Source organism: Klebsiella sp. JB_Kp031 (assembly GCF_040064295.1).
Lineage (GTDB): Bacteria > Pseudomonadota > Gammaproteobacteria > Enterobacterales > Enterobacteriaceae > Klebsiella > Klebsiella quasipneumoniae.
Map to the genome: position 1 here is coordinate 23,209 of NZ_JBEAJW010000034.1, position 23,932 is coordinate 47,140.

The 23,932-nt window shown below is 58.4% G+C and carries 27 protein-coding genes; 16 read left to right on the forward strand and 11 right to left on the reverse strand.

What is annotated here, in order from left to right:
- The first annotated feature begins 23 nt into the window (after positions 1-23).
- Positions 24-602, forward strand: coding sequence for a 50S ribosomal protein L7/L12-serine acetyltransferase (gene rimL, locus ABLV64_RS15965; protein ID WP_004202802.1), 579 nt, complete (start codon positions 24-26; stop codon positions 600-602).
- On the opposite strand, the gene ydcK is transcribed toward rimL, so the two are convergent.
- Positions 588-1,568: a YdcK family protein gene (gene ydcK, locus ABLV64_RS15970; protein WP_004202800.1), complete on the reverse strand. Its 981-nt coding sequence runs from the start codon at positions 1,566-1,568 to the stop codon at positions 588-590. The two genes, rimL and ydcK, sit on opposite strands and share 15 nt — an antisense overlap.
- Positions 1,569-1,679: 111 nt before the next feature.
- Between ydcK and tehA the strand changes: the two genes are divergently transcribed.
- The 3 genes from tehA to ABLV64_RS15985 all read left to right on the forward strand — a co-directional run bounded on the left by tehA (position 1,680) and on the right by ABLV64_RS15985 (position 4,208).
- Positions 1,680-2,684, forward strand: a complete 1,005-nt coding sequence (gene tehA / locus ABLV64_RS15975) for a dicarboxylate transporter/tellurite-resistance protein TehA (RefSeq protein ID WP_004202798.1) — start codon at positions 1,680-1,682, stop codon at positions 2,682-2,684.
- Positions 2,681-3,277 (forward strand): tellurite resistance methyltransferase TehB, encoded by a 597-nt coding sequence (tehB, locus tag ABLV64_RS15980; protein WP_004202797.1) that lies wholly within the window; start codon positions 2,681-2,683, stop codon positions 3,275-3,277. The genes tehA and tehB overlap by 4 nt, the downstream gene beginning before the upstream one ends.
- A gap of 262 nt (positions 3,278-3,539) precedes the next feature.
- The gene (locus ABLV64_RS15985; RefSeq protein WP_004202796.1) at positions 3,540-4,208 is read left to right on the forward strand and encodes a DUF3313 domain-containing protein; all 669 of its coding nucleotides are present in this window, start codon (positions 3,540-3,542) and stop codon (positions 4,206-4,208) included.
- A gap of 47 nt (positions 4,209-4,255) precedes the next feature.
- On the opposite strand, the gene ABLV64_RS15990 is transcribed toward ABLV64_RS15985, so the two are convergent.
- Positions 4,256-5,152, reverse strand: a complete 897-nt coding sequence (locus ABLV64_RS15990) for a DMT family transporter (protein WP_032456156.1) — start codon at positions 5,150-5,152, stop codon at positions 4,256-4,258.
- Positions 5,153-5,337: 185 nt separating this feature from the next.
- Here ABLV64_RS15990 and ABLV64_RS15995 point away from each other — a divergent pair, with 185 nt between their 5' ends.
- Positions 5,338-6,207 (forward strand): AraC family transcriptional regulator, encoded by an 870-nt coding sequence (locus ABLV64_RS15995; RefSeq protein ID WP_004202793.1) that lies wholly within the window; start codon positions 5,338-5,340, stop codon positions 6,205-6,207.
- Here the strand turns inward: ABLV64_RS15995 and ABLV64_RS16000 are convergent.
- The gene (locus ABLV64_RS16000; protein WP_049003831.1) at positions 6,184-7,350 is read right to left on the reverse strand and encodes a benzoate/H(+) symporter BenE family transporter; all 1,167 of its coding nucleotides are present in this window, start codon (positions 7,348-7,350) and stop codon (positions 6,184-6,186) included. The two genes, ABLV64_RS15995 and ABLV64_RS16000, sit on opposite strands and share 24 nt — an antisense overlap.
- Positions 7,351-7,534: 184 nt before the next feature.
- Between ABLV64_RS16000 and ABLV64_RS16005 the strand changes: the two genes are divergently transcribed.
- Positions 7,535-8,104 carry an XRE family transcriptional regulator gene (locus ABLV64_RS16005; RefSeq protein ID WP_004202791.1) on the forward strand — a complete coding sequence of 190 codons (570 nt, stop codon included), beginning with the start codon at positions 7,535-7,537 and terminating at the stop codon, positions 8,102-8,104.
- A 10-nt stretch (positions 8,105-8,114) separates the two neighbouring features.
- Here the strand turns inward: ABLV64_RS16005 and ABLV64_RS16010 are convergent, their stop codons facing one another.
- Positions 8,115-8,282, reverse strand: a complete 168-nt coding sequence (locus ABLV64_RS16010) for a hypothetical protein (RefSeq protein ID WP_032425876.1) — start codon at positions 8,280-8,282, stop codon at positions 8,115-8,117.
- 33 nt (positions 8,283-8,315) lie between these two features.
- Here ABLV64_RS16010 and ABLV64_RS16015 point away from each other — a divergent pair, with 33 nt between their 5' ends.
- Positions 8,316-10,277 carry a U32 family peptidase gene (locus ABLV64_RS16015; protein WP_080846791.1) on the forward strand — a complete coding sequence of 654 codons (1,962 nt, stop codon included), beginning with the start codon at positions 8,316-8,318 and terminating at the stop codon, positions 10,275-10,277.
- A gap of 12 nt (positions 10,278-10,289) precedes the next feature.
- Here the strand turns inward: ABLV64_RS16015 and ABLV64_RS16020 are convergent, their stop codons facing one another.
- From ABLV64_RS16020 to ABLV64_RS16040, 5 genes are all read right to left on the reverse strand, one after another.
- A complete protein-coding gene (locus tag ABLV64_RS16020) occupies positions 10,290-10,523 on the reverse strand; it encodes a DUF2554 family protein (RefSeq protein ID WP_017900476.1) in 234 nt (77 codons plus the stop codon).
- A gap of 149 nt (positions 10,524-10,672) precedes the next feature.
- Positions 10,673-10,957 carry a hypothetical protein gene (locus ABLV64_RS16025; protein ID WP_004202787.1) on the reverse strand — a complete coding sequence of 95 codons (285 nt, stop codon included), beginning with the start codon at positions 10,955-10,957 and terminating at the stop codon, positions 10,673-10,675.
- 96 nt (positions 10,958-11,053) lie between these two features.
- Positions 11,054-11,179: a DUF2474 domain-containing protein gene (locus tag ABLV64_RS16030; RefSeq protein ID WP_004202785.1), complete on the reverse strand. Its 126-nt coding sequence runs from the start codon at positions 11,177-11,179 to the stop codon at positions 11,054-11,056.
- The gene (cydB, locus tag ABLV64_RS16035) at positions 11,179-12,189 is read right to left on the reverse strand and encodes a cytochrome d ubiquinol oxidase subunit II (RefSeq protein WP_109882838.1); all 1,011 of its coding nucleotides are present in this window, start codon (positions 12,187-12,189) and stop codon (positions 11,179-11,181) included. Before cydB ends, ABLV64_RS16030 begins: the two co-directional genes overlap by 1 nt.
- Entirely contained in the window at positions 12,189-13,586 is a 1,398-nt protein-coding gene (locus tag ABLV64_RS16040; RefSeq protein WP_023318407.1) for a cytochrome ubiquinol oxidase subunit I, read from the reverse strand. The genes cydB and ABLV64_RS16040 overlap by 1 nt, the downstream gene beginning before the upstream one ends.
- A 720-nt stretch (positions 13,587-14,306) precedes the next feature.
- Here ABLV64_RS16040 and ABLV64_RS16045 point away from each other — a divergent pair.
- From ABLV64_RS16045 to patD, 6 genes are all read left to right on the forward strand, one after another.
- Positions 14,307-15,719, forward strand: coding sequence for a PLP-dependent aminotransferase family protein (locus ABLV64_RS16045; protein WP_017900480.1), 1,413 nt, complete (start codon positions 14,307-14,309; stop codon positions 15,717-15,719).
- Positions 15,720-16,024: 305 nt separating this feature from the next.
- Positions 16,025-17,170: a putative ABC transporter substrate-binding protein YdcS gene (gene ydcS, locus ABLV64_RS16050; RefSeq protein WP_017900481.1), complete on the forward strand. Its 1,146-nt coding sequence runs from the start codon at positions 16,025-16,027 to the stop codon at positions 17,168-17,170.
- A gap of 16 nt (positions 17,171-17,186) precedes the next feature.
- Positions 17,187-18,200 carry an ABC transporter ATP-binding protein gene (locus ABLV64_RS16055; RefSeq protein ID WP_004202778.1) on the forward strand — a complete coding sequence of 338 codons (1,014 nt, stop codon included), beginning with the start codon at positions 17,187-17,189 and terminating at the stop codon, positions 18,198-18,200.
- A gap of 1 nt (position 18,201) precedes the next feature.
- Entirely contained in the window at positions 18,202-19,131 is a 930-nt protein-coding gene (locus tag ABLV64_RS16060; RefSeq protein WP_004202776.1) for an ABC transporter permease, read from the forward strand.
- Entirely contained in the window at positions 19,121-19,927 is an 807-nt protein-coding gene (locus ABLV64_RS16065) for an ABC transporter permease (protein WP_017900483.1), read from the forward strand. Before ABLV64_RS16060 ends, ABLV64_RS16065 begins: the two co-directional genes overlap by 11 nt.
- 22 nt (positions 19,928-19,949) lie before the next feature.
- Entirely contained in the window at positions 19,950-21,377 is a 1,428-nt protein-coding gene (patD, locus tag ABLV64_RS16070; RefSeq protein ID WP_099441479.1) for an aminobutyraldehyde dehydrogenase, read from the forward strand.
- 340 nt (positions 21,378-21,717) lie between these two features.
- Here patD and ABLV64_RS16075 read toward each other — a convergent pair whose 3' ends face one another.
- The gene (locus ABLV64_RS16075; RefSeq protein ID WP_004175940.1) at positions 21,718-21,840 is read right to left on the reverse strand and encodes a small membrane protein; all 123 of its coding nucleotides are present in this window, start codon (positions 21,838-21,840) and stop codon (positions 21,718-21,720) included.
- 487 nt (positions 21,841-22,327) lie between these two features.
- Here ABLV64_RS16075 and ABLV64_RS16080 point away from each other — a divergent pair, with 487 nt between their 5' ends.
- Positions 22,328-22,579, forward strand: coding sequence for a hypothetical protein (locus tag ABLV64_RS16080; protein ID WP_032456152.1), 252 nt, complete (start codon positions 22,328-22,330; stop codon positions 22,577-22,579).
- Positions 22,580-22,630: 51 nt separating this feature from the next.
- Here ABLV64_RS16080 and yncL read toward each other — a convergent pair whose 3' ends face one another.
- Positions 22,631-22,723, reverse strand: a complete 93-nt coding sequence (gene yncL, locus ABLV64_RS16085) for a stress response membrane protein YncL (RefSeq protein WP_002906891.1) — start codon at positions 22,721-22,723, stop codon at positions 22,631-22,633.
- Between the two features lie 195 nt (positions 22,724-22,918).
- Here yncL and ABLV64_RS16090 point away from each other — a divergent pair, with 195 nt between their 5' ends.
- Both ABLV64_RS16090 and ABLV64_RS16095 read left to right on the forward strand, forming a co-directional pair.
- The gene (locus ABLV64_RS16090; protein WP_004202771.1) at positions 22,919-23,092 is read left to right on the forward strand and encodes a GhoT/OrtT family toxin; all 174 of its coding nucleotides are present in this window, start codon (positions 22,919-22,921) and stop codon (positions 23,090-23,092) included.
- An 88-nt stretch (positions 23,093-23,180) separates the two neighbouring features.
- Positions 23,181-23,930, forward strand: coding sequence for an alpha/beta hydrolase (locus ABLV64_RS16095; protein WP_069135732.1), 750 nt, complete (start codon positions 23,181-23,183; stop codon positions 23,928-23,930).
- The last annotated feature ends 2 nt before the right edge of the window (positions 23,931-23,932 follow it).

Consider the following 23,932-nt stretch of genomic DNA (forward strand, 5'->3'; position numbering starts at 1 on the left):
CCTGCGGGCCCGTAGAGAGGCCCATGACCACAGACATTCCAGCAGTACCGGAGTCGATCCCGGTAACCGAGGCGCTGACGCTTATCGCCATTGATGAACGCTACGTCAGCGACCTGCACCAGCTGGTGGTGAAAAACCAGCGCTGGCTACAGCAGTCGCTCAGCTGGGCCGGCGAGGTGCGCAGCGAAGAGGAGACCCGCCGCCATGTACAGGGTAACGTGATGCTGCATCAGCGGGATTACGCCAAAATGTTTTTGCTGTTTCTCGAAAAGCGGCCGATTGGCGTTCTGTCGTTTAACCAGATCGAGCCGCAGAATAAGACGGCCTATATTGGCTACTGGATCGATGAGGATCACCAGGGGCAGGGGTATCTGTCCCGTTCCCTGCAGGCCTTTATCCACCACTATGCCCGCAGCGGGCTGGTGCGCCGGTTTGTGATCAAATGTCGGGTGGCGAATACCCGCAGCAACCAGGTGGCGTTGCGTAACGGGTTTGTTCTGGAAGGCTGTCTCCGACAGGCCGAGTATCTGAACGGCAGCTATGACGATCAGAATATCTACGCCCGTATTATTGACCGCGACGAGGCGCTACAGGGCGCCTAACAGCGGCGTTCGGGTGATCTGCTGTTGGCCGCCGAGGGTCTTCGGGCCGCGCAGGTGAATGGCTTCTCCTTCCCGTGCGGCGATTTGCACCTCGTCCCCAAGAGTGACCTGGTGCTCAACGATCACATCGCCGACGATGACAGCCCGCCCCTGGATCAGCACGTCATCATCAAGCAGAATCGGTCCACCGCGCAGCTGCGCCTCGCCGCCCACCATCGCCCGATGCTTTAGCAGACAGTTGCCTTCAATCACCGCATTCTCCGCGACCTGCGAGCTGTAGCGCACGGTGGGAATGGCGTCCTCACCGCGTCCCGCGATCAGACGGGCATGCCCGTAAATCCGCGCGTTATCGCACACCCAGACGTCGTTCTCCTCGTTTCCCTCGAGCCTGGCATGGTCAAAGACTTCCGCCCGATGTTCGACAAAAGCGTGTTCGACGAAGGCCTCGCCATAGATCTGCGCCTGGTGGAGAATGCGCGACGCGCTGACGGTGGCTCGCTGATAAATCTGCAGCACTTTGTCGCGATCGGCGGTCAGCCCACGGGCGGCAATGACTTGACAGTGGGGCAGAAGACGAGCCTCATCGGCGAGGCGACAGTAGCCGCGCACCAGACTCTGGCTAATCGTGACGTTGTCACCAATCTGCGCGTGATGGCTGACCTGCGAGGCGTGAATGGATGCCCGTCCGCTGATGATAGCCCCATGGCTGACCACGCAGGGGCCATTGAGTCGGGCATCGTCGAGGATGCGCGCCCCGGCGAAGACCACGCTATTGGCATCGTAGATCCAGCACTCTCCCTGCTGGCTGAGGGCGCTTTCTTCATCCACCCAGCCGCCTTCGCTGCCCGCTTTGACGTCAGCGAAATCGATAAGCGCCACGATCTGGCGCAGGGTGACGCACTGTTTGCCATCCTCTTCCTGGTAACAATACTGCCGGGTCTGTTCGCTGAGACGGTATTTACGCATTCCCGATCCTCATTACTTATGGTTAACATAAACATAGCAAAGATCGCCGTAGCGCGTGTTATAAGGTTCCTTTAGAATGCAACTTCAAATTTAATTGATAACATCAATAAAATGAACAAAACGTATAGGTCGCAGCAGGTGCTTAACCTGCCGGCGGGATATTTTGGCATGGTGCTTGGCACCATCGGGTTGGGCTTTGCCTGGCGTTACGCCAGCACCCTCTGGCCGGTCAGCCGCAGTATTGGTGATGGGCTGGTGACGCTGGCGATAGCGATATGGGTCCTGCTCAGTATGGCGTTTATCAGCCGGGCGATCCGCTTTCCGGCGAGTGTGCTGCAGGAAATGCGACATCCGGTCAGCAGCAGCTTCGTCAGCCTGTTTCCCGCCACCACGTTGCTGGTATCGATTGGTCTGGCGCCCTGGTGCCGACCGCTGGCCATCGGGCTGTTTGTGCCGGGCGTGGCGCTGCAGCTGGCCTATGCCGCCTGGCAAAGCGGCGGCCTGTGGCGGGGAAACCATCCTCGCGAGGCCACTACGCCGGGGCTGTATCTGCCCACGGTGGCGAATAATTTTATCAGCGCGATGGCCTGCGGCGCGCTGGGGTTTACCGACGCCGGACTGGTGTTCCTTGGCGCCGGGGTCTTCTCCTGGCTGAGCCTCGAGCCGGCTATCCTCCATCGTCTGCGCAGCGCAGGCGAACTGCCGACCGCGCTGCGCACGTCGCTGGGGATCCAGCTGGCGCCTGCGCTGGTGGCCTGCAGCGCCTGGCTCAGCGTTAACGGCGGTGAGGCCGATACCTTCGCTAAGCTGCTGTTCGGCTACGGTCTGTTACAGCTGCTGTTTATGCTGCGTCTGATGCCCTGGTATCTTCGCCAGCCGTTCAATGCTTCTTTCTGGAGCTTCTCGTTCGGTATCTCCGCCCTGGCCACCACCGGCCTGCATCTGGGCCAGGCGAAGGCGGACGGCTTTTTTCATCATCTGGCGCTGCCGCTCTTTATTTTTAGCAATCTGGTCATCGGCCTGCTGCTGCTGCGCACAGGGCTGCTGTTGGTCAGCGGGAAACTGTTGCTACAGGTCGACCGGGAAACACTCCTGAATAAGAAGGAAGGATCATGACAACGCGAGACGCGGATTATTTTAGTGAAAAATATGGCCTGACCCGCACCCACTCTGAGGTGCTGCATGCCGCGACGATTGTGCCGCCGGGAAGGGCGCTGGATCTGGGCTGCGGCAACGGACGTAACAGTCTTTATCTGGCGGCGAATGGCTTCACGGTGGCGGCGTGGGATAAAAATGCGATGAGCATCAACAATCTGGAGACTATTCGCGCCGCCGAAGGGCTGGATAATCTGCAGACCGCGGTGAAAGACCTCAACAGCCTGGCCTTTGACGGCGAGTATGATCTGATCCTCTCCACCGTAGTGATGATGTTCCTCGAGCCTGACACCATCCCTGGACTCATCGGCAATATGCAGCGCTGCACCGCCGCCGGGGGCTATAACCTGATTGTCGCGGCGATGGACACCGAGGACTATCCCTGCACCGTCGGCTTCCCGTTTGCTTTTAAATCCGATGAACTTCGGGAGTACTACCGGGACTGGGAATTACTGAAATATAATGAGGACGTCGGTGAGCTGCATCGGACCGACGCCAGCGGCAACCGGATCAAATTGCGCTTCGCCACGCTGCTGGCGCGCAAGCCCGCATAATCCTCAGCGGCGCGTGTAATTACTGAGATTGACCGCGCCGCCTCTCACGAATACACCTCGGATCAAGAAGCGCGAAAACCCTCGCTGAAAAGAAAGGTTAAAGCCGACCTGTTAACGTTTTAAGTAATTATTTAATAACGTAATGTTGATCCCATCAATATTTGTATATCTTCCTTGACGAAGCCCTCATTTTGTCACAAAACTAGTGGGTCTTATCTGCTATAACGTCTGCCGAAAAAACTGCATTTACAGGGATCTCTTTATGCGTACTCGCGTGTTATTTAAAGTCGCCGCTCTGGCGGGGATGTTAGCGTTGACGGGCTGTGCGTCCAAACTGGCGCAACCGAATCAGTATTCGGGCTTTTTAAAAGACTATTCCAACCTGAAAGAAGCTACCACTGCCTCCGGTAAGTCGGAGCTGCGTTGGATCGATCCAAACTACAATCCGGCCAACTACGATAATGTCGTCTACCATCCGGTAACGTACTATCCGGTACCGAAGCCGACGACCCAGGTGGGTGAAAAGGCGCTGCAGGATATTTTGAATTACACCAACAAGCAGCTCAAACAGGCCATTTCCGAGCGTAAACCGCTGGCAACCACTGCCGGCAAGCGTAGCCTTATTTTCCGCGGGGCGATCACCGGAGTGGACTCCAGCAAAGAAGGGCTGCAGTTCTATGAAGTGGTTCCGGTAGCGATGATTGTTGCCGGTACTCAAGCCGCCACCGGCCATCGTACGATGGACACCGACCTCTATTTTGAAGCCGAACTGATTGACGCCAGCACCAACAAGCCAGTGATCAAAGTGGTTCGTAAAGGTGAGGGCAAAACCCTGGCCAATGAAAACACGCCGCTGACTATCGAAACCATGAAGCAGGTGATCGATGATATGGCGGTAGACGCCGTCAAATTCGACCCTTCCCAGCGGTAATCTCGTCAGCGCCGTCTGCCGACGGCGCTGATTTATCTTCCGCCGTTTCAGGCCAGCTTTCGGCGCAGCAGCAGCTGTTCCGGTTTGGCAAACATCACCAGATTACCCAACAGGATCAGCGCCAGTCCGATAACGGCGTTGCTGTGCCATACATACCCTTCATAGACGGTGGAGATGGACAGGGCGACCAGCGGAAACAGCAGCGTACTGTAGGCGGCTTTGCTGGCGCCGATGCGCCCCACAAGGGTGAAATAGGCGCCGAAGGCGACAACTGAGCCGAACAGCGCCAGGTAAAGCAGGGCGCCAAGATAGCTGACGGTCCACTCCGGCATAAAATTATCTCCGCGGAGCAGAGCGATAGCCCCCATCACCAGCGTGCCGTACAGCATCGCCCAGCTGTTGGTGGTCAGCGTCTCCAGCCCCCGCCGCTGGTGACGAATACTGAACATATTGCCCAGCGAAAAGCCATAGGTGCCCAGCGCGCTCAGACCGATCCCCCACAGTAGCGTAGCGTTTAGCCCGTTGGCCAGCAGGTCATCCCAGAACAGGGTGACGATACCGGCCAGACCGAGCGCGGCGGCAGCCCAGAAGCGTCCCGGCGGCTGCTGGCGGAAGAAAAGAAAGCTATTGATGGCGTTAAACAGTACCGCCATGGAAAAGATCACCGATTCCAGACCGGTGTTGATCCAGGCGGCGGCGGTATAAAAGCACCAGAAATTGAAGCAGAAGACGCAGCAGCCCTGCAGCAGGCAGCAGAAATGGTCCTTCGCGCCCAGCGGCCGCAGACGTCGTGTGACGAGCAGAATCGTCAGCATTGTGACGCTGGCCACGGCGAAACGCCAGAATATCGATACCGGCGCCGCCACCGGCCCCTGTTGTAAAAAAATAGCAATCCACGTCGTCCCCCAGATAACGACAACGAGTGCATAAAGTAATGCGTTCACCCTGGTTCTCCTCTGCTTGTTGAACGGAGGAGTATGCCGCCTGCCGCAACCTGCGGCTTTCATCCGCTTGTTGTCGGCTTGCAAATTCTTGCGCTTATTTGTCTTTTGCCGGCGGTGAGGACTGGAAACCGCATCGCAGTCTCCCTAGACTAGAGTTTTCTTGACAGAACAGATGTGTGAAGGCGATGGGTTACGGGACGTTTGAAACATTACGGCGACAGAATGCGGTGCTGAAGGGCACTGTGGAGCTGAATTCCGGTATTCAACTGGCCGCGTGGTATAACAACTGCGATACCGTGACGGTGCGCAGCGATCATCATACCTTAAGCCTGTACATCGCCGATGGTTATGAAAGCTATCAAAAGACGCCGCACGGCTGGAAGAATGGCGGCGGCCCGGATCGCTTTTGCCTGATGCCGAAAGGCGATGAAAGCGTCTGGGATATCCGCGGCGATCTGTCGTTTGTCCATCTCTATTGTACCGATGCGCATCTGCGCCGCGTTGGGGAGGAAGTGTGGGATCGCAGCCCGGCTAACTTCACCCTGCAGGAAAAAACCTTCGCCAGCGATGACAAAATCACCAGCGTGTATCGTCAGTTTTTGCTGGCTAATGACTGGCGACAGCCGGCGAACCAGCTGACACTTAGCGCCGCCAGCAGTTTGTTGCTCACCCATCTGATCCAGCACTATTCCACAGTGCAGTGGCGCTTGCCCTCGGTCACAGGAGGACTGGCGCCAGGGGTGAAGCGTCACGTGCTGGCCTGGATTGACGCTCATCTCGATCAGCCGTTGACCCTGGCCGACCTGGCGCAGCAGGCGGGACTGAGTGAATTTCATTTTGCCCGTATGTTCCGCCAGTCGCTGAATATGGCTCCGCATCAATATGTGATGCAGCAGCGAATGGCGAAGGCGCAAAACCTGATCTGCCACAGCGCGCTGCCGCTCACCGAGATCGCTCTGGCATGCGGTTTCAGCTCCGCCAGCCATTTCAGCCATCGGGTCAAAGCCGCCACCGGCCTGACGCCCTCCCAGCTACGGGCGGCGCAGCGCGGATAACACGCCGTAGCTCACTCCGCCGAGCATCACGCCCCAGAACGCCGAACCAATTCCCGCCAGCGTCACCCCGCTGGCGGTGATCAGAAAGGTCAGCACCGCCGCGTCGCGCTCACTGGCCTGGTGTACCGCCTGAAACAGGCTACCGCCGATGGTGCCGAGCAGCGCCAGGCCGGCCAGCATCTGGATCCACGCTGTCGGCAGGGCCGACATCAGCGCAGTGATCGATCCCCCGAACAGACCGGCCAGCAGATAAAAACCGCCGGCAGCCATGGCCGCCAGCCAGCGCTGCTGAGGATCCGGGTGCGCTTCCGGGCTCTGGCAGATGGCGGCAGTGATCGCCGCAATACAGATGGAGTAGACCCCAAACGGCGCCAGCAGCAGCGCCAGCCCCCCGCAGACAACGATCAGCGCGGAGACCGGTACGACATAGCCTGCTGCCTGCAGGGTAGCGAACCCGGGCGCGTTCTGTGAAGCCATGGTGACGAGGAAGAACGGCAGGCCGACGCTGAGAAGCAGCGCCGGGGTAAACTGCGGGGCGATCCATTCCGGTGCGACAAACGCCAGCGGCACAGCGGCGCTGGCTACTTCCCCGGAGACCGCGGCTATCAGCGCCCCCGCAGCCAGCGCGGCCACCACGGCGAAGCGGGGCCACAGCGCCTTACACAGAAGCCAGGCGGCGAGCATGCCGCCGCACAGCAGCAGATGATCCTGTAAGCCGGCGAAGGCTTGCAAACCGAAACGCAGCAGAATGCCGGCCAGCATTGCGGCGGCCAGCGAATGGGGAATGATTTTCATCAGCCAGGCAAACAGGCCTGTGACGCCGCAGAGGACGATCAGCGCATTGGCGAAGATAAATACCCCCACCGCCTCGGGTAGGGTCACCCCCTGCAGGCCGCTGACCAGCAGGGCGGCGCCCGGCGTTGACCAGGCGGTGAGCACCGGCACTTTTCGCCAGCCGCTCAACGCGAGGGTGCTGACGCCCATGGCGAGGCCCAGGGCCGTCATCCAGCCGGCGATCTGCCCGGGCGTGGCGCCGGCGGCCGCGGCGGCCTGCCAGATGATGGCGGCAGAACTGGCGTAGCCCACCAGCACGGCGACGAAGCCGGCGAACAGGGTGGGAAGCGGAACGGTAAACGAGCGCATAGTTTTCTCTTGTGCGTTATAACGTCCGTTTACTCTATCATTGTACGTTATAGCGTACAAGCTATCCGCGGCGTGAGGGTAGCGCCACCGAGGCGCTCGTCGCAAACGGCCCGCGATGCCGCTAATCGCCCTGTAGAATGAGGCAAATGGGGGTATACTCTGGGCTGAAAAATCAGGAGGTAGGATGAATATTGCGCAACATCTGGCGGCCACCCTCAAACATCTGCGTCAGCAGCGCGGCTGGAGCCTGTCGCGTCTGGCGGAAGAGACCGGGGTGTCGAAAGCCATGCTCGGGCAGATAGAGCGGAATGAATCGAGTCCGACGGTAGCGACGCTGTGGAAGATTGCCACCGGGCTGAACGTGCCGTTTTCGGCATTTATCGTTCCGGATGACAGCGTGGCGCCCTCCGCGTTTGACCCGCAGCAGCAGGCGATGGTGGTAACCCCGGTCTTTCCGTGGGACCCGGAGCTGCGCTTTGATCATTTCTCGATAACCCTCGCTCCCGGGGCGCTGAGTGAATCGACGCCGCATGAACAAGGGGTGATTGAGCATGTGGTGGTGATTAGCGGTACTCTGGAGCTCTGCTTACAGGGGGAATGGCACTCGCTGCAGGCGGGTGAGGGTCGGCGCTTTGCCGGCGATGCGGCGCATGCCTATCGGAACAGCGGCGTCCTGGCGGCTCATTTCCATTCGCTTATCCATTATCCAAAAGAAAAAACCGCGGGCGAACCCGCGGCCAGACAAGATGACTGATGATAACCACTCACAACGTGACGAGGAAAATCCGGAATACGTAATGACAGTACTCTGTACGGTGATTTGAAGGAAATATCTTTTCCTTCAATACTTTGCTGAAAACTGAAAATTCGTCGTCCCATGACGGCGGAAAAGGTTTTCGTCTGCGCCCGGTTCTGACTACAATAGCCGCCATTTCGACCCCCTTATACTGGATAACAACACGCGTATGCGCCTGCACAATCATCGTCTTGAACTTCTTAGTCCTGCCCGCGACGCCGGTATCGCTCGCGAAGCGATCCTTCACGGCGCTGACGCCGTTTATATCGGTGGACCTGGCTTTGGCGCCCGCCACAACGCCAGCAACAGCCTGAGTGACATCGCCGGGCTGGTGCCTTTCGCCCATCGCTTTGGCGCCAAGGTCTTTGTGACGCTGAACACCATTCTGCATGACGATGAGCTGGAGCCGGCGCAGCGGCTGATCACGGATCTCTATGACGCGGGCGTCGATGCGCTGATTGTTCAGGATATGGGGATCATGGAGCTGGATCTGCCGCCAATCGAGCTGCACGCCAGCACCCAGTGCGATATCCGTAGCGTGGAGAAAGCAAAGTTTCTCTCAGACGCCGGCTTCAGCCAGATCGTGCTGGCGCGCGAGCTGAACCTCAGTCAAATCAAAGCCATCTACGATAATACTGACGCCACCATTGAATTCTTTATCCATGGCGCACTGTGCGTGGCCTATTCCGGCCAGTGCTACATTTCCCACGCCCAGACCGGACGCAGCGCCAACCGCGGCGACTGCTCGCAGGCCTGTCGCCTGCCGTATACCCTGAAGGACGATCAGGGGCGCGTGGTGGCCTATGAAAAGCATCTCCTGTCGATGAAAGACAACGACCAGACCGCCAACCTGGCGGCGCTGATCGACGCCGGGGTACGCTCCTTCAAAATTGAAGGCCGTTACAAAGACATGAGCTACGTGAAAAACATCACCGCTCACTACCGCCAGATGCTGGACGCCATAATCGAAGACCGCGGCGACCTCGCGCGCGCTTCAGCCGGCCGCACTGAGCATTTCTTTATCCCGTCCACCGATAAAACCTTCCACCGCGGCAGCACCGACTACTTCGTTAATGCCCGTAAAGGCGATATCGGCGCCTTTGATTCGCCAAAATTTATCGGACTGCCGGTGGGCGAAGTGCTGAAGGTGGGTAAAGACCATCTCGACGTCGAGGTTAGCGAACCGTTAACCAACGGCGACGGCCTTAACGTGATGATTAAGCGCGAAGTGGTGGGTTTCCGCGCCAATACCGTGGAAAAAACTGGCGAAAATCGCTATCGAGTGTGGCCGAACGAGATGCCTGCGGATCTGCATAAAGTGCGTCCGCATCAGGCGCTTAACCGCAACCTCGACCACAACTGGCAGCAGGCGCTGCTGAAGACCTCCAGCGAACGCCGCATCGCCGTAGACGTCACCCTAAGCGGCTGGCAGGAGCAGCTGGTTCTCACCATGACCTGTGAAGATGGCGTCAGCGTGACCCATACCCTTGACGGGGTGTTTGCCGAAGCTAACCAGGCAGAGAAAGCGCTAACCAACCTGCGTGACGGTGTCACAAAACTGGGGCAAACCATTTATTATGCGCGCGATGTGCAGGTCAACCTGCCGCCGCTGTTTGTTCCCAACAGCCTGCTCAACCAGCTGCGTCGTGAAACCGCCGAAATGCTGGATGACGCGCGTCTCAACGCCTGGCAGCGCGGTACCCGCAAGCCGGTCTCCGTGCCGCCCCCGGTTTACCCGGAGACCCATCTCTCCTTCCTCGCCAACGTCTATAACCATAAGGCGCGGGCGTTCTACCAGCGCTATGGCGTGCAGCTGATTGATGCCGCCTATGAAGCGCACGAAGAGAAGGGCGATGTGCCGGTGATGATCACCAAACACTGCCTGCGCTTTGCCTTCAATCTCTGTCCGAAACAGGCGAAAGGCTCCATCAAGAGCTGGAAAGCCACGCCGATGCAGCTGATCCATGGCGATGAAGTGTTGACCCTGAAGTTTGACTGCCGTCCGTGCGAAATGCACGTGGTCGGCAAGATCAAAAACCATATCCTCAAAATGCCGCATCCGGGGAGCATCGTGGCCTCCGTTAGCCCTGACGAGCTGATGAAGACCCTGCCGAAGCACAAAGGGGCCTGATCTGCGGCGACGCTACTGGCTGTGTGATGCCCGCGGTTTGCGGGCGTCCTGCCAGCGGTGATGCTCGCGCAGGTCGGCGGCGTTCTCTTCGCACCGGCTGCGAAGCTCATCGCTATCCGCCTCATGCAGCAGCTGCTGTTCGAGACCCTGTACCGGAAAGTAATCGTGCCCCTGACGGTGGGCCAGCAGATGCCCGGAAAATAGCGCGCACAACAACAGCAGGGCACTCGTGCTTCTTCTCAACATACCTTTTCTCTGCGAATCAATGGCGTGGGCTTACTATGCCAGGGGCTGTGCAGGTTTTTTTCCCGGTTTATCAAAGAAGGGCAAGAGTTTGTCAATGTCTGCTGAAAGAGGGTGAAAAAAGCCTGGCGTAGAAGGCCAGGCCTGAGGGATTACGCTTTTGGCGGCAGTGGTTTCCCGCTGTGCTCGCCGCCTTTTGGCGGCTGCTTACCACCATGCTGCGGTTGTTTGCCGTCTCGTTGCGGCTGCTTGCCATCATGCTGCGGCTGCTTGCCGTTGTGTTGCACTTGCTTACCGTCGTGTTGGCCCTTTTTCGCCGGCAATTTACCCTGATGGTGCGCGCCTTTTTCTGGCGGCGGCGGCGGGTTGTCGGCAGCGAAAGCCCATGACGATATTCCCAGCGTCAACGCGGCGGAGAGTAAAGCTAACTTCTTCATAGCAATATCCTTTATTCTGATGTGTCCGCGTATTTCAGCAGGTAAAAGTGAAGACAAGATGGAGAAGTCCAGATCCGGAATACTCTGCATCCCGGTTCAAACTTTAAGACCTGCGGCGGTCATCAGCAGGCGAAATAGCAGGCTGATGGCGGCCAGCGTCAGCACGCTGCCTCCCCACAGCGCGATCAGCCACAGCAGACGTTTGGACCAGACGGTTTTCATCAATGATACCCCTCCCCGGGCTGGACTTTGCCGCGGAACACGTAATAGCTCCAGCAGGTATAGCCAAGAATAACCGGAATAATCAGCAGCGCGCCCACCAGCATAAAGCCCTGGCTTTGCGGCGGGGCGGCGGCCTGCCACAGGGTGATCGACGGCGGAATAATATGCGGCCAGATGCTGATCCCCAGTCCGCTAAAGCCGAGAAACACCAGGCCCAGCGTCAGGGTGAAAGGCGAGACATGGCGGTCATGCAGAGGTAGCGTGCGCCATAGCCAGGCGCTAATCAGGAGCACCAGCAGCGGCACCGGCAGCAGGAAATAGAGATTCGGCAGGCTGAACCAGCGGGCGGCGATCGCCGGGTGCGCCAGCGGCGTCCACAGGCTGATGACGGCAAATACCCCCAGCAGCGCGACCAGCATCTGCCGCGACGCCCTGCGCATCCGCTGCTGCAGCGCGCCTTCGCTCTTCATTACCAGCCAGGTGGCGCCGAGGAGCGCATAGGCCACGCACAGCCCGAGTCCGCAAAAGAGGTTGAACGGGGTCAGCCAGTCAAACATGCCGCCGCTGAAGGTGCGACCGCTGACGGTAAAACCATTAATCACCGCTCCGACCACCACGCCCTGGCTGAAGGTTGCCAGCAGGGAACCGCCGAAAAAGGCGCGATCCCAGAACGGCCGGTGCGACGGCGTGGCCTGGAAGCGAAATTCAAAGGCCACGCCGCGAAAGATCAGGCCGATCAGCATCAGGGTCAGGGGGATCGACAGGGCGTCGATTATCACCGCGTAGGCGAGGGGAAAGGCGCCAAACAGACCGGCACCGCCCAGCACCAGCCAGGTCTCATTGCCATCCCAAACCGGGGCGACGCTGTTCACCATCACGTCGCGCTCTGTGCTGCCCCGGACCGTGCCGAACAGTATGCCAATGCCCAGATCAAAGCCGTCCATGACGATGTACATCAGCGTGGCAAAGATGATAATCACGAACCAGATCACCGATAATTCGATACCCATTAGCGGGACTCCTTCTGCAGATAACCTTCAGTAGCGGCGGACAGCGGGCGGGCTGGCGTACCGGTTGTCGCGGGTTGCACCGCCTGCGGCCCCTTGCGGATCAGGCGCAGCATATAGCTGTAGCCGACGCCGAAGACGGCGCTGTAAACCACAATAAAGGTCAACAAACTGACCGACATATGCAGATCGCCGTGGGCGGAAACCGCCTCGGCGGTGCGCTGAACGCCATACACCACCCATGGCTGGCGGCCCACTTCGGTAGTCACCCAGCCGGCGAGAATCGCAATCAGTCCTGAGGGGCCCATCCACAGGGCAAAGCGCAGAAACGGCCGCGAGTGGTACAGCCGGTCGCCGCGGCGCAGCCACAGAGCCAGCACCCCGAGCAGCAGCATCAGCATACCCAGACCGGCCATCAGGCGAAATGACCAGAACACCACGGTGGAGTTTGGGCGATCCTCAGGGGCGAACTCCTTCAGCGCCGGCACCTGTTTATCCAGGCTATGGGTGAGGATCAGACTGCCCAGCGCCGGGATCTCAAGCCCGTAGCGGGTGCGCTCCTGCTCCATATCTGGCCAGCCAAACAGCAATAATGGCGTCGGCTCGCCGGGCGGGTTTTCCCAGTGGCCCTCAATGGCGGCGATTTTTGCCGGCTGGTGTTTCAGGGTGTTCAGGCCATGCATATCGCCGATCAGCGCCTGGACCGGCGCGACCAGCAGCGTCATCCATAGCGCCATGGAGAACATCTTGCGGATCGCTGGCGACTGATTGCCGCGCAGCAGATGCCAGGCCGCCGAGGCGCCGACGAACAGCGCGCTGCTGAGAAATGCCGCCACCGTCATGTGCAGTAAGCGGTAGGGGAACGACGGGTTAAAAATCACCGCCAGCCAGTCGACGGGCACTACCTGGCCATCGACGATTTCAAATCCCTGCGGAGTCTGCATCCAGCTGTTGGAGGCGAGGATCCAGAAGGTTGAGATGATGGTCCCCAGGGCTACCATGCAGGTGGCGAAAAAGTGCAGCCCCGGCCCCACCCGGTTCCAGCCGAAGAGCATGACCCCGAGAAAACCGGCTTCGAGAAAGAACGCCGTCAGGACTTCATAGGTCAGCAGGGGGCCGGTGATGCTGCCCGCGAACTGCGAGAAACCGCTCCAGTTAGTGCCGAACTGATAGGCCATCACCAGCCCGGATACCACTCCCATACCGAAGTTGACGGCGAAGATCTTCGACCAGAAATGGTACAGCGAGCGCCAGGTGGGATTTTTGCTTTTCAGCCACAGGCCTTCGAGAACCGCCAGGTAGCTCGCCAGGCCAATGGTGATGGCGGGAAAGATAATATGAAACGAGACCGTAAAGGCGAATTGAATTCGCGCCAGATGGAATGCATCAAGACCGAACATGCAGGACTCCACAACAAAATTGATTCAGCGCAATTTTAGGTAGGGTGGCGGCAAGGGGGCAGAGGCAGTCGGTTCATTTTTTATCATAACAGTTGGCGGCTGTTATGATCTTTTTGCCGGTCTCCGGGGACCGCCAACATGGAGATCCCCCGGGTGAACAGCGTCATTTTTAACGCTGAAAGCAAAGCCAGATTGTTGGCCAGGAAAATATTAATAATCTATTTCACTGTATTATCGTAGTCTTACGGATCAGCTTAGACCTATAGCTGCCCGGGAAAGCGCGGTCGTTTAATTTTTGTGAGCAATATCCTCTGATTACGACAGATATAGCATTTTATTATCTGTTCTTTATTAATGAATTTAACGTCTGCACACGTTTGCTAGTATGAGAATCAGTAAAAAGGATGAGTCAGTTAATTATGAATTAAATAATTTTAAATTGTCGTATTTAGCCGTGCTTTGTATTTTATTCTCAGGATATCAATAAAAGGGAATGGTCATGTCAGAAAAAGGATTACATAGCTTATGTATTACCATCGGTATCATGTTCATTTTTTGGTTATGCATCATATCGTTTTTTTGGACAATTTTCTCGTGAACCTTTCCTGCGGGCGTTCTGTGTGACCGGGTTGCGCTGTTTTACATAACAGTTTCTTAAAACTGTTAATTTATTACAACTGATATATGATAAAAGGAGGTTGCAGCAAGGAAAGGGTAACAATGAAAAAGTATCAACAGCTGGCGCAGCAGTTGACCGACCAGATCGCGCTGGGCGTCTGGTTACCGGGCGATCGGCTCCCCTCGCTGCGCGAGCAGGTGATCAGCAGCGGCATGAGCTTTATGACCGTCAGCCATGCCTATCAGCTACTGGAAAGCCAGGGGCGCATCGTCGCCCGACCACAGTCAGGGTATTACGTTGCCCCCCAGCCGGTGAAGCTTCGTCAGCCGGCGCCGCCTGCCCAGGTGACCCGCGATGAAGCGGTTGATATCAATACCTACATCTTTGAGGTGCTTCAGGCCAGCCGCCAGGCGTCAATGCTGCCCTTTGCCTCGGCCTTCCCGGATCCGCGCCTCTTTCCGCTCCAGCAGCTTAACCGTTCGCTGGCGCAGGTGAGTAAAACTGCCACCGCCATGAGCGTGATTGAGAACCTGCCGCCGGGCAACGCGGAGCTACGGCACGCCATTGCCCGGCGCTATGCTCTGCAGGGGATGAACGTCTCGCCCGACGAGATCGTCATTACCGCCGGAGCGCTGGAGGCGTTAAACCTTAGCCTGCAGGCGGTGACCGAGCCGGGGGACTGGGTGGTGGTGGAAAATCCCTGTTTTTACGGGGCCCTGCAGGCGCTGGAGCGGCTGCGCCTGAAGGCGCTGTCGGTGGCCACCGACGTCAAGGAGGGCATTGACCTGACGGCGCTGGAGGCGGCCCTGCAAAACTATCCGGTCAAGGCCTGCTGGCTGATGACCAACGGTCAGAACCCGCTCGGCTTCACCCTCCGCGCCGAAAAAAAAGCGGCGCTGGTGGCATTGTTGGCGCGCTATAACGTGATGCTGATTGAAGATGATGTTTACAGTGAGCTCTATTTTGGCCGCGAGAAGCCGTTGCCGGCGAAGTTCTGGGATCAACAGGATATGACGCTGCACTGCAGTTCGTTTTCAAAATGTCTGGTGCCCGGCTTTCGTATCGGCTGGGTGGCTGCCGGGAAACAGGCGCGACGGATCCAGCAGTTGCAGCTGATGAGTACGCTCTCCACCAGCTCGCCGATGCAATTAGCCCTGGTGGATTACCTGTCGACCAAACGCTACGACGCCCATCTGCGCCGTCTCCGTCGCCAGCTGGCGGAACGTAAACAGCAGGCCTGGCAGGCGCTGCTGCGCCATCTGCCGCCGGAGGTCACTATTCATCACAGCGACAGCGGCTATTTTCTGTGGATCGAACTACCGGAAGGGGCGGATGCCAGCGTGCTGAGCGCCCGGGCGCTGGCGTCGCACATCAGCATCGCTCCGGGAAAAATGTTTTCCACCTCTGCCAGCTGGACCTCGTTTTTCCGTTTCAATACCGCCTGGGGCTGGGGAGAACGCGAAGAGCAAGGGGTGAAGCGGCTGGGTGAACTAATTCGTGAGCAGCTTACCTGATCGCTTTGGCTATTTTTCGCCGCGATAACCAATCGCTATAAATAAACGAAGAGTTTTTTTTATCGAGGCCGGTCATTATTTTACCGGCGCTCACCATAGGAAATATGCATACCCCTCCTTTTTCTCTAACTCGTTGTCTATAATCCATAAAGTCATTCTTGTGTTGGCGATTTTTGCGTAATGCGTCCCGGGTCACAACCTGAATAAATTCCCTCGAGGGCGTTAATCCGCTGACTACCCTTATTTCAGGAGATATTTTTACGGCACGGCTGCCGCTAATTCCCTTGTGACAGGAGTAACACCTGATGAGCAAAAAATTGGCCCGTTGCAGCCTTTATGTGCTGGGGATGGCCTGCCTGACCGTACAGGCGGCTGAGCCACTCACCTCGCTGGATAAACCGGAAGGGCGCCTGGATATTATCGCCTGGCCGGGGTATATCGAACGCGGTCAGACCGACAAGCAGTACGACTGGGTCAGCCAGTTTGAAAAGGAGACCGGCTGTCAGGTCAATGTGAAAACCGCCGCCACCTCCGACGAAATGGTCAGCCTGATGGCTAAGGGGGGCTACGATCTGGTGACCGCCTCGGGCGATGCTTCGCTGCGTCTGATCATGGGTAAACGCGTTCAGCCGATTAACACAGCGCTGATTGCCGGGTGGCGCACTCTTGACCCGCGCATTGCGCAAGGGGCATGGTTTAACGTCGGGGGCAAAGTCTACGGCACGCCGTATCAGTGGGGACCGAACCTGCTGATGTACAACACCCGCGTATTCCCGACGCCGCCGGACAGCTGGAGCGTGGTCTTCGTGAAGCAGGATCTTCCGGATGGCAAAACCAATCAGGGGCGAGTGCAGGCCTATGATGGCCCGATCTATATCGCCGACGCCGCGCTGTTTGTCAAAGCCACCCAACCACAGCTCGGGATCGATGACCCCTATCAGCTGACCGAAACCCAGTACAACGCGGTGCTGAAGGTGCTGCGTGACCAGCAACCGCTGATTCACCGCTACTGGCATGACGCCACCGTGCAGATGAACGACTTCAAAAACGAAGGGGTGGCCGCCTCCAGCTCGTGGCCCTATCAGGCCAACGGCCTGAAGGCGGAAGGCCAGCCTGTCGCCACCGTATTTCCGAAGGAGGGGGTGACCGGCTGGGCGGATACCACCATGCTGCACAGCGAGGCGAAGCACCCGGTCTGCGCCTATAAATGGATGAACTGGTCGCTCACGCCGAAGGTGCAGGGCGATGTGGCGGCCTGGTTCGGCTCGCTGCCGGTGGTGCCTGAGGGCTGTAAAGCCAGCGCGCTGCTCGGAGAGAAAGGCTGTGAGACCAACGGCTATGACCAGTTTACCCGCATCCACTTCTGGAAAACGCCGATTGCCGAGGGGGGGAAATACGTTCCCTACAGCCGCTGGACGCAGGACTACATTGCGATAATGGGCGGCCGCTAAGGATCGGAGGTAAACAATGACGTACGCGGTCGAGTTTCAGAATGTATCGCGCCTGTATGGCGATGTACGGGCAGTGGACGGGGTCAGCATTGGCATCCGTGACGGCGAGTTTTTCTCGATGCTGGGTCCTTCGGGCTCGGGGAAAACCACCTGCCTGCGGCTGATTGCTGGTTTTGAGCAGCTCTCCGGCGGCACCATTCGGATCTTCGGTCAGCCGGCCAGCGAGCTGCCGCCCTGGCAGCGGGACGTCAATACCGTGTTCCAGGACTATGCGCTGTTTCCCCATATGTCGATCCTCGACAATGTTGCTTACGGCCTGATGGTCAAAGGCGTGGCGAAGAAAGCGCGCCATGCCCGCGCCCAGGAAGCGCTGGAAAAGGTGGCCCTCGGTTTTGCGCACCATCGCAAGCCCTCCCAGCTCTCCGGCGGTCAGCGGCAGCGGGTCGCCATCGCCCGGGCGCTGGTGAACCAGCCGCGGGTGCTGCTGCTCGACGAGCCGCTGGGCGCTCTGGATTTAAAGCTGCGCGAGCAGATGCAGGTGGAGCTGAAAAAGCTACAGCAGTCGCTGGGGATCACCTTCATCTTCGTTACCCACGACCAGAGCGAAGCGCTGTCGATGTCCGATCGCGTGGCGGTGTTTAACAACGGGCGCATTGAGCAGGTGGACGCCCCGCAGGATCTTTATCTGCATCCGAAGACCGCCTTTGTCGCCGGTTTCGTCGGCACCGCCAACGTCTTTGAGGCCGAGGCGGCCCGGCGGTTATGCGGCCTGGCGGGCTGCTGGTCGCTGCGCCCGGAGCATGTTCGCCTGCAGGGCGGCGGGGAGGTGCAGGTGCAGGGCGTGGTTCAGGCGGTACAGTATCAGGGGGCGGCGACGCGGATCGAGCTCCGGCTGGCGGATGGCGACAAGCTGCTGGTTAGCCAGGCCAATATCGACGGCGCGGCGGCGGCGAGCGTTCCTCGAACCGGGCAAACGGTGCAGGCGTCATGGTCGCGGGCGGCGATGACCCCGCTGGAAAGCGGAGGCTGAGATGACCATGGCGATTGTTCCTGCGCAGGCCGGACGCGTATCGGGGATCTTCTGGCGCCGGCCGGCGCTGGGCCTGTTTTTGCTGCTGCTTGGGCCGTTGATGTGGTTTGGCATCGTCTATCTGGGCTCGCTGCTGACCCTGCTGTGGCAGAGTATCTACACTTTTGACGACTTCACCATGTCGGTGACCAGCGACTTTACGCTGGCCAACCTGCAGGCATTGTTCAACCCCGCCAACTACGACATTATCGTCCGCACCCTGGTGATGGCGCTGTGCGTGACCTTGGCCAGCGCCCTGCTGGCGCTGCCGATGGCCTGGTATATGGCGCGCTACACCAGCGGCAAAATGAAGGCCTTCTTTTATATCGCGGTCATGCTGCCGATGTGGGCCAGCTATATCGTCAAGGCCTACGCGTGGGTGCTGCTGCTGGCCAAAGATGGCGTAGCGCAGTGGTTCCTCGGCCATCTCGGGCTGGAAGGGGCGCTGAACGCTCTGTTGACCGTCCCGGCGGTGGGCGGCAACACCTTATCCACTTCCGGCCTCGGACGCTTTCTGGTCTTCGTCTACATCTGGCTGCCTTTTATGATCCTGCCGGTGCAGGCGGCGCTGGAGCGTATTCCGGGCTCTCTGCTGCAGGCCTCGGCCGATCTTGGCGCTGCCCCACGGCAGACCTTTCGCTACGTGGTCCTGCCGCTGGCTATTCCCGGAATTGCCGCCGGGTCGATCTTCACCTTTTCGCTGACGCTGGGCGATTTTATCGTGCCGCAACTGGTCGGCCCGCCGGGGTACTTTATCGGCAATATGGTCTACTCGCAGCAGGGGGCGATCGGCAATATGCCGATGGCGGCGGCGTTTACCCTCGTGCCGATCGTGCTGATTGCCCTTTATCTGGCGTTCGTGAAACGTCTGGGAGCCTTCGATGCACTCTGAACGCGCACCCTGGTACCTGAAACTGGCGACATGGGGCGGGGTAGTGTTCCTCCACTTTCCGCTGCTGATCATCGCCATCTATGCTTTTAATACCGAAGATGCTGCCTTCAGCTTTCCGCCGCAGGGGCTGACGCTGCGCTGGTTCAGTGAGGCGGCAGGGCGCAGCGATATTCTGGAGGCAGTGACGTTGTCACTTAAAATTGCCGCCCTGTCGACGGCCATTGCCTTAGTGCTTGGCACGCTTGCTGCAGGCGCCCTGTGGCGGAGCACCTTTTTTGGTAAGAACGCGGTGTCGCTACTGCTGCTGCTGCCCATTGCCCTGCCGGGGATTATAACCGGCCTGGCGCTCCTGACAGCCTTTAAAGCGGTCGGCCTGGAGCCTGGTCTGCTGACCATCGTGGTGGGGCACGCGACCTTCTGCGTAGTGGTGGTGTTTAACAACGTCATCGCTCGCTTCCGCAGGACCTCCTGGAGCCTGGTGGAGGCCTCGATGGATTTGGGGGCGACTGGCTGGCAGACCTTTCGCTACGTGGTGCTACCCAATCTGGGTTCGGCGCTGCTGGCGGGCGGGATGCTGGCATTCGCCCTGTCATTTGATGAAATCATCGTCACGACTTTTACCGCGGGGCATGAGCGAACCTTGCCGCTGTGGTTACTGAATCAGCTGGGGCGGCCGCGAGATGTGCCCGTTACCAACGTTGTCGCGCTGTTGGTGATGCTGGTAACAACGATACCAATCTTAGGGGCCTGGTGGCTCACCCGCGACGGCGATAACGTCGCCGGAAACGGGAAATAAAACCATGAAACAGGATAATGCTATGCAACACAACCTCTTAATAAACGGTAAGTTAGTGGCAGGTGAAGGCGAAAAGGTGCCGGTATACAACCCTGCGACCGGCGAAGTGATCCTGGAGATTGCCGAAGCGACAGCGGCCCAGGTGGATGCCGCCGTTGAGGCGGCGGATCGGGCGTTTGATGCCTGGAGCCAGACGACGCCGAAAACGCGCGCGGAATGTCTGCTGAAGCTGGCGGATGCCATCGCGGCGCAGGCGGAGCCCCTGGCGCAGCTGGAGTCGCTGAACTGCGGCAAGCCGCTGCACTGCGTGCTTAACGATGAGATGCCGGCCATTGCGGACGTTTTCCGCTTCTTCGCCGGCGCCGCCCGTTGCCTGCCGGGGATGGCGGCCGGAGAGTATCTGGAAGGGCATACCTCGATGATCCGTCGCGACCCGGTGGGCGTGGTAGCCTCCATCGCGCCGTGGAACTATCCCCTGATGATGGCGGCCTGGAAGCTGGCCCCGGCGCTGGCGGCAGGCAACTGTGTGGTGATAAAACCCTCCGAGATCACGCCGCTGACGGCGCTGAAGCTGGCAGAGCTGGCAAAAGATATTTTCCCGGAAGGGGTGATCAACGTACTGTTCGGCCGCGGCAAAACGGTGGGCGATCCGCTGACCGCCCACGCGAAAGTGCGGATGGTTTCCCTGACCGGGTCGATTGCCACCGGCGCCCATATCATCGGCCATACCGCCTCGTCGATTAAACGTACCCATATGGAGCTGGGCGGTAAGGCGCCGGTCATCGTCTTTGACGACGCGGATATCGACGCGGTAGTGGATGGCGTTCGGACCTTCGGGTTTTACAACGCCGGCCAGGACTGTACGGCCGCCTGCCGGATCTACGCCCAGCAGGGTATTTATGAGCAGCTGGTGGAGAAGCTCGGGGCGGCGGTGGCCAGCCTGAAAATGGGGGCGCCGGAGGATGCCGCCACCGAGCTGGGGCCGCTGAGCTCGCTGGCCCATCTTGAGCGGGTCAGCGCCGCGGTGGAAGCCGCAAAGGCGCTACCGCATATTAAAGTGGTTACCGGTGGCAATCGGGCTGACGGCGCCGGCTATTATTTCCAGCCGACGCTGCTCGCCGGCGCCCGGCAGGAGGACGCTATCGTGCAGCGCGAAGTGTTTGGCCCGGTGGTCAGCGTGACGCCTTTCAGCGATGAAGCGCAGGCCCTGAGCTGGGCAAATGACTCCCAGTATGGGCTGGCCTCTTCGGTGTGGACGAAAGATGTTGGCCGCGCCCACCGGCTCAGCGCCAGGCTGCAGTACGGCTGCACCTGGGTCAACACCCACTTTATGCTGGTGAGTGAAATGCCGCATGGCGGCCAGAAGCTGTCGGGCTTCGGGAAAGACATGTCGATGTATGGCCTTGAGGATTACACCGTGGTTCGCCATGTGATGGTTAAACATGGCTAACGGATTGACCCTTAAGCGGCAAAAGATTATTACGCAATGGGTGTGTTAGTGCGCTAATAGTCACGATGGCAAAAATGGTTAAAACTCGCGGCGGGGGATGTGAGATTATTCTGATACCCCTTCAAGAGCTAAGCCATCGTGAGTGCCGGAGATAAGCGCCGGATGGGGTTCGCCAGCCACCCTGGGCGCATCGCGCCCGGCGGGTGAGGCGGCAACGTCGCGGTTTGCGACCGGATACCGGCCCCTGCCTGATGGCAGGGGCTTTTTTATGTCCACAGTAAGCCAGGAAGAGGAGGATGCCAGCGACGCTGGAGCAGGGAGGAATTTGTTTTAACCGTGTTCAGCGTTTGGTTTTTTTGCTCGGCAAGCTGGCGCTGCGACGGTCACGTATATAGGAAATAAGATTATACACCGCCGCGACCAGCAGGATCAGCGCGATGACCAGCGTGATGATTCCGGACATATCCACCTCGAAATATAAAAGCGCACTGCGCTAAAAACATTACCAATAGTTATGAATGTAAGTATTCTCTGCAGAGAAGGCAAATGATATTTGTTGTCATTTAGCGCTATTTTGGGCCCTGGCCAGCGAGGCCAGACAGGAAAAGGTTTGGTTACAATAGCTTGTAGCCGCCTGTTATCTTATTCAGATCCAGCGCCAGCGTGGTATATCGCATTTTCGGTCAACGCGCGCTAATCTTTTCATTTGCGATTGGCGAAATATTATCTTTATCAGATGAATCAGATTGCGCTGAACAGAAACTATTTCACGACTATAAATAAGGCTTTTATATTTGCAGTCAGCGGGTGATATTTATTCGCAATATTTAATCACCGACGAATCAATCCGCCATGGATGCCAGCGCGGTAGCGCACCCTCCCGGGTTTGACTTTCCGCCGCCGCTCATGCGATCATTTCATGCATATTCGGTTTTAACGTTGATGTCGCTGTGAAAATTTTGGCTTTTATTCTGCTGGCAATCGGCACCGTGGCGCTGAGCTATGGTAACGCGCCGGCAAAACGTATTAAGGACTGTGAGAACGCGGGAGTGGGGCAGGCCGTCTGCGCCGCTGCCGAATGGGATAATGAGAAAGTGAATGTTCTGCCTCATTATAACCCTGAGCTGAACAAGGTTATTATCGCAGGCCATTCAGCCCGTAGCGTTTATGACCCTGATAATGGCGCCAGCCTCCGCACGTAAAAAAGCAGCCCAGTGGGCTGCTTTTTTAGGTTTCGTTGCTGAGTAAAATGATTAAAACCAGCCAAATCTCACCGACAGCAGGCTGATAAGCGCGAACGCGGCGCAGACATTAATCATAACGACGGTCTTGCTGGAGACATCCATAACGCCACCTTAATGAGTAAGTCCCTAAAGGTATAGTACGGCGGGCGCGGTTGCGCTATCGGATTAAGACGAATCAGGCTTTGTTCTGAATATTGAGCCCGATTCTGAATTTGTTATACAGGTATCTCTGAATCACGACGTCATGGCAGATAATTATCCCACCATGGAACGCTCCTCAGGGAAGGAAAACTAAGAATGACGTTATATCAAAAAATGTTGGTGTTTTACGCCATTATGGGCGTGATCTGTGCCGTAATTAGCTGGTTTTTAACCAAAGAGAGTTGGGTGATCCGCCTGCTGGCGGCTCTGTTGATCGGTGCCACCTGGCCGTTCAGCTTCCCCATGGCGCTGCTCGTCTCGCTGTTTTAACCTTCCGGCGGCGGACGACAGAAAAGGGTGGCGGCAAAGGTAAGGTTACTGTATAAAAACACAGTAACCTTATCATGGAGGCAAACAGGTGAACGGTTTCTTTTCGTCCGTCGCAGGCGCCACATTGCGCTGGCTCGATCTCCCGGGAGAGGAGCTTCCGCTGGTGTTTATCCACGGCCTCGGCTGCGCGTCCTCTTACGACTACCCCCGCGTCGCCAGCGACCCCGCGCTTAACGGGCGGCGCAAAATACTTATCGACCTCCCGGGCTTCGGCTACAGCGATAAACCGCACGACTTTAGTTACAACATACATAAGCAAGCGCAAGCTGTGGAGCAGGTCCTCAACCACCTGCGCCTGCAGCGCTTCGCGCTGTATGGGCATAGCATGGGTGGAAGCATCGCCATCGAAGCGGCAGGGCTGCTGGCGGAGCGAGTGACGACGCTGCTGATGTCTGAACCCAACCTGTTCGCCGGAGGCGGTGAGTACAGCAGACGCATTGCGGCGCAGGCAGAGGGGGCCTTTATCGCTGAAGGTTACGCCAGGATGCTGGCGGAAGAGCGCTCGCCGTGGGCCGGCTGTTTGCAAAACAGCGCCCCCTGGGCCGTCTGGCGAGCCGCCAGCAGCCTGATAAACGGCAGCGACACGCCCTGGTTTACCCAGCTCTGCCAGCTGCGCTGTCAGAAGATGCTGATCGTCGGCGAGCAGTCGCTCCCTTATGCGGATATCGAACGGGTAGAGGCGCACGGGATCCCGGTCGGGATTGTGCCCCACGCGGGGCACTCGATGGCGTGGGAAAACCCGGAAGGGCTGGCGCAACTCATCGCCAGCCGCGGCTAAGG

Bases quoted from the DNA above. Each gene is read 5' to 3' on its own strand.
- tehA (WP_004202798.1), top strand. From the start codon at position 1,680: ATGAACAAAACGTATAGGTCGCAGCAGGTGCTTAACCTGCCGGCGGGA.
- ydcK (WP_004202800.1), bottom strand. From the start codon at position 1,568: ATGCGTAAATACCGTCTCAGCGAACAGACCCGGCAGTATTGTTACCAG.
- tehB (WP_004202797.1), top strand. From the start codon at position 2,681: ATGACAACGCGAGACGCGGATTATTTTAGTGAAAAATATGGCCTGACC.
- ABLV64_RS16030 (WP_004202785.1), bottom strand. From the start codon at position 11,179: ATGAAAACCGTCTGGTCCAAACGTCTGCTGTGGCTGATCGCGCTGTGG.
- ABLV64_RS15985 (WP_004202796.1), top strand. From the start codon at position 3,540: ATGCGTACTCGCGTGTTATTTAAAGTCGCCGCTCTGGCGGGGATGTTA.
- ABLV64_RS16075 (WP_004175940.1), bottom strand. From the start codon at position 21,840: ATGTCCGGAATCATCACGCTGGTCATCGCGCTGATCCTGCTGGTCGCG.
- ABLV64_RS16065 (WP_017900483.1), top strand. From the start codon at position 19,121: ATGCACTCTGAACGCGCACCCTGGTACCTGAAACTGGCGACATGGGGC.
- rimL (WP_004202802.1), top strand. From the start codon at position 24: ATGACCACAGACATTCCAGCAGTACCGGAGTCGATCCCGGTAACCGAG.
- yncL (WP_002906891.1), bottom strand. From the start codon at position 22,723: ATGGATGTCTCCAGCAAGACCGTCGTTATGATTAATGTCTGCGCCGCG.
- ABLV64_RS16090 (WP_004202771.1), top strand. From the start codon at position 22,919: ATGACGTTATATCAAAAAATGTTGGTGTTTTACGCCATTATGGGCGTG.
- ABLV64_RS15995 (WP_004202793.1), top strand. From the start codon at position 5,338: ATGGGTTACGGGACGTTTGAAACATTACGGCGACAGAATGCGGTGCTG.
- ydcS (WP_017900481.1), top strand. From the start codon at position 16,025: ATGAGCAAAAAATTGGCCCGTTGCAGCCTTTATGTGCTGGGGATGGCC.
- ABLV64_RS16025 (WP_004202787.1), bottom strand. From the start codon at position 10,957: ATGAAGAAGTTAGCTTTACTCTCCGCCGCGTTGACGCTGGGAATATCG.
- ABLV64_RS16060 (WP_004202776.1), top strand. From the start codon at position 18,202: ATGACCATGGCGATTGTTCCTGCGCAGGCCGGACGCGTATCGGGGATC.
- ABLV64_RS16000 (WP_049003831.1), bottom strand. From the start codon at position 7,350: ATGCGCTCGTTTACCGTTCCGCTTCCCACCCTGTTCGCCGGCTTCGTC.
- ABLV64_RS16005 (WP_004202791.1), top strand. From the start codon at position 7,535: ATGAATATTGCGCAACATCTGGCGGCCACCCTCAAACATCTGCGTCAG.
- cydB (WP_109882838.1), bottom strand. From the start codon at position 12,189: ATGGGTATCGAATTATCGGTGATCTGGTTCGTGATTATCATCTTTGCC.
- ABLV64_RS16010 (WP_032425876.1), bottom strand. From the start codon at position 8,282: ATGGCGGCTATTGTAGTCAGAACCGGGCGCAGACGAAAACCTTTTCCG.
- patD (WP_099441479.1), top strand. From the start codon at position 19,950: ATGCAACACAACCTCTTAATAAACGGTAAGTTAGTGGCAGGTGAAGGC.
- ABLV64_RS16015 (WP_080846791.1), top strand. From the start codon at position 8,316: ATGCGCCTGCACAATCATCGTCTTGAACTTCTTAGTCCTGCCCGCGAC.
- ABLV64_RS16055 (WP_004202778.1), top strand. From the start codon at position 17,187: ATGACGTACGCGGTCGAGTTTCAGAATGTATCGCGCCTGTATGGCGAT.
- ABLV64_RS16040 (WP_023318407.1), bottom strand. From the start codon at position 13,586: ATGTTCGGTCTTGATGCATTCCATCTGGCGCGAATTCAATTCGCCTTT.
- ABLV64_RS16020 (WP_017900476.1), bottom strand. From the start codon at position 10,523: ATGTTGAGAAGAAGCACGAGTGCCCTGCTGTTGTTGTGCGCGCTATTT.
- ABLV64_RS16045 (WP_017900480.1), top strand. From the start codon at position 14,307: ATGAAAAAGTATCAACAGCTGGCGCAGCAGTTGACCGACCAGATCGCG.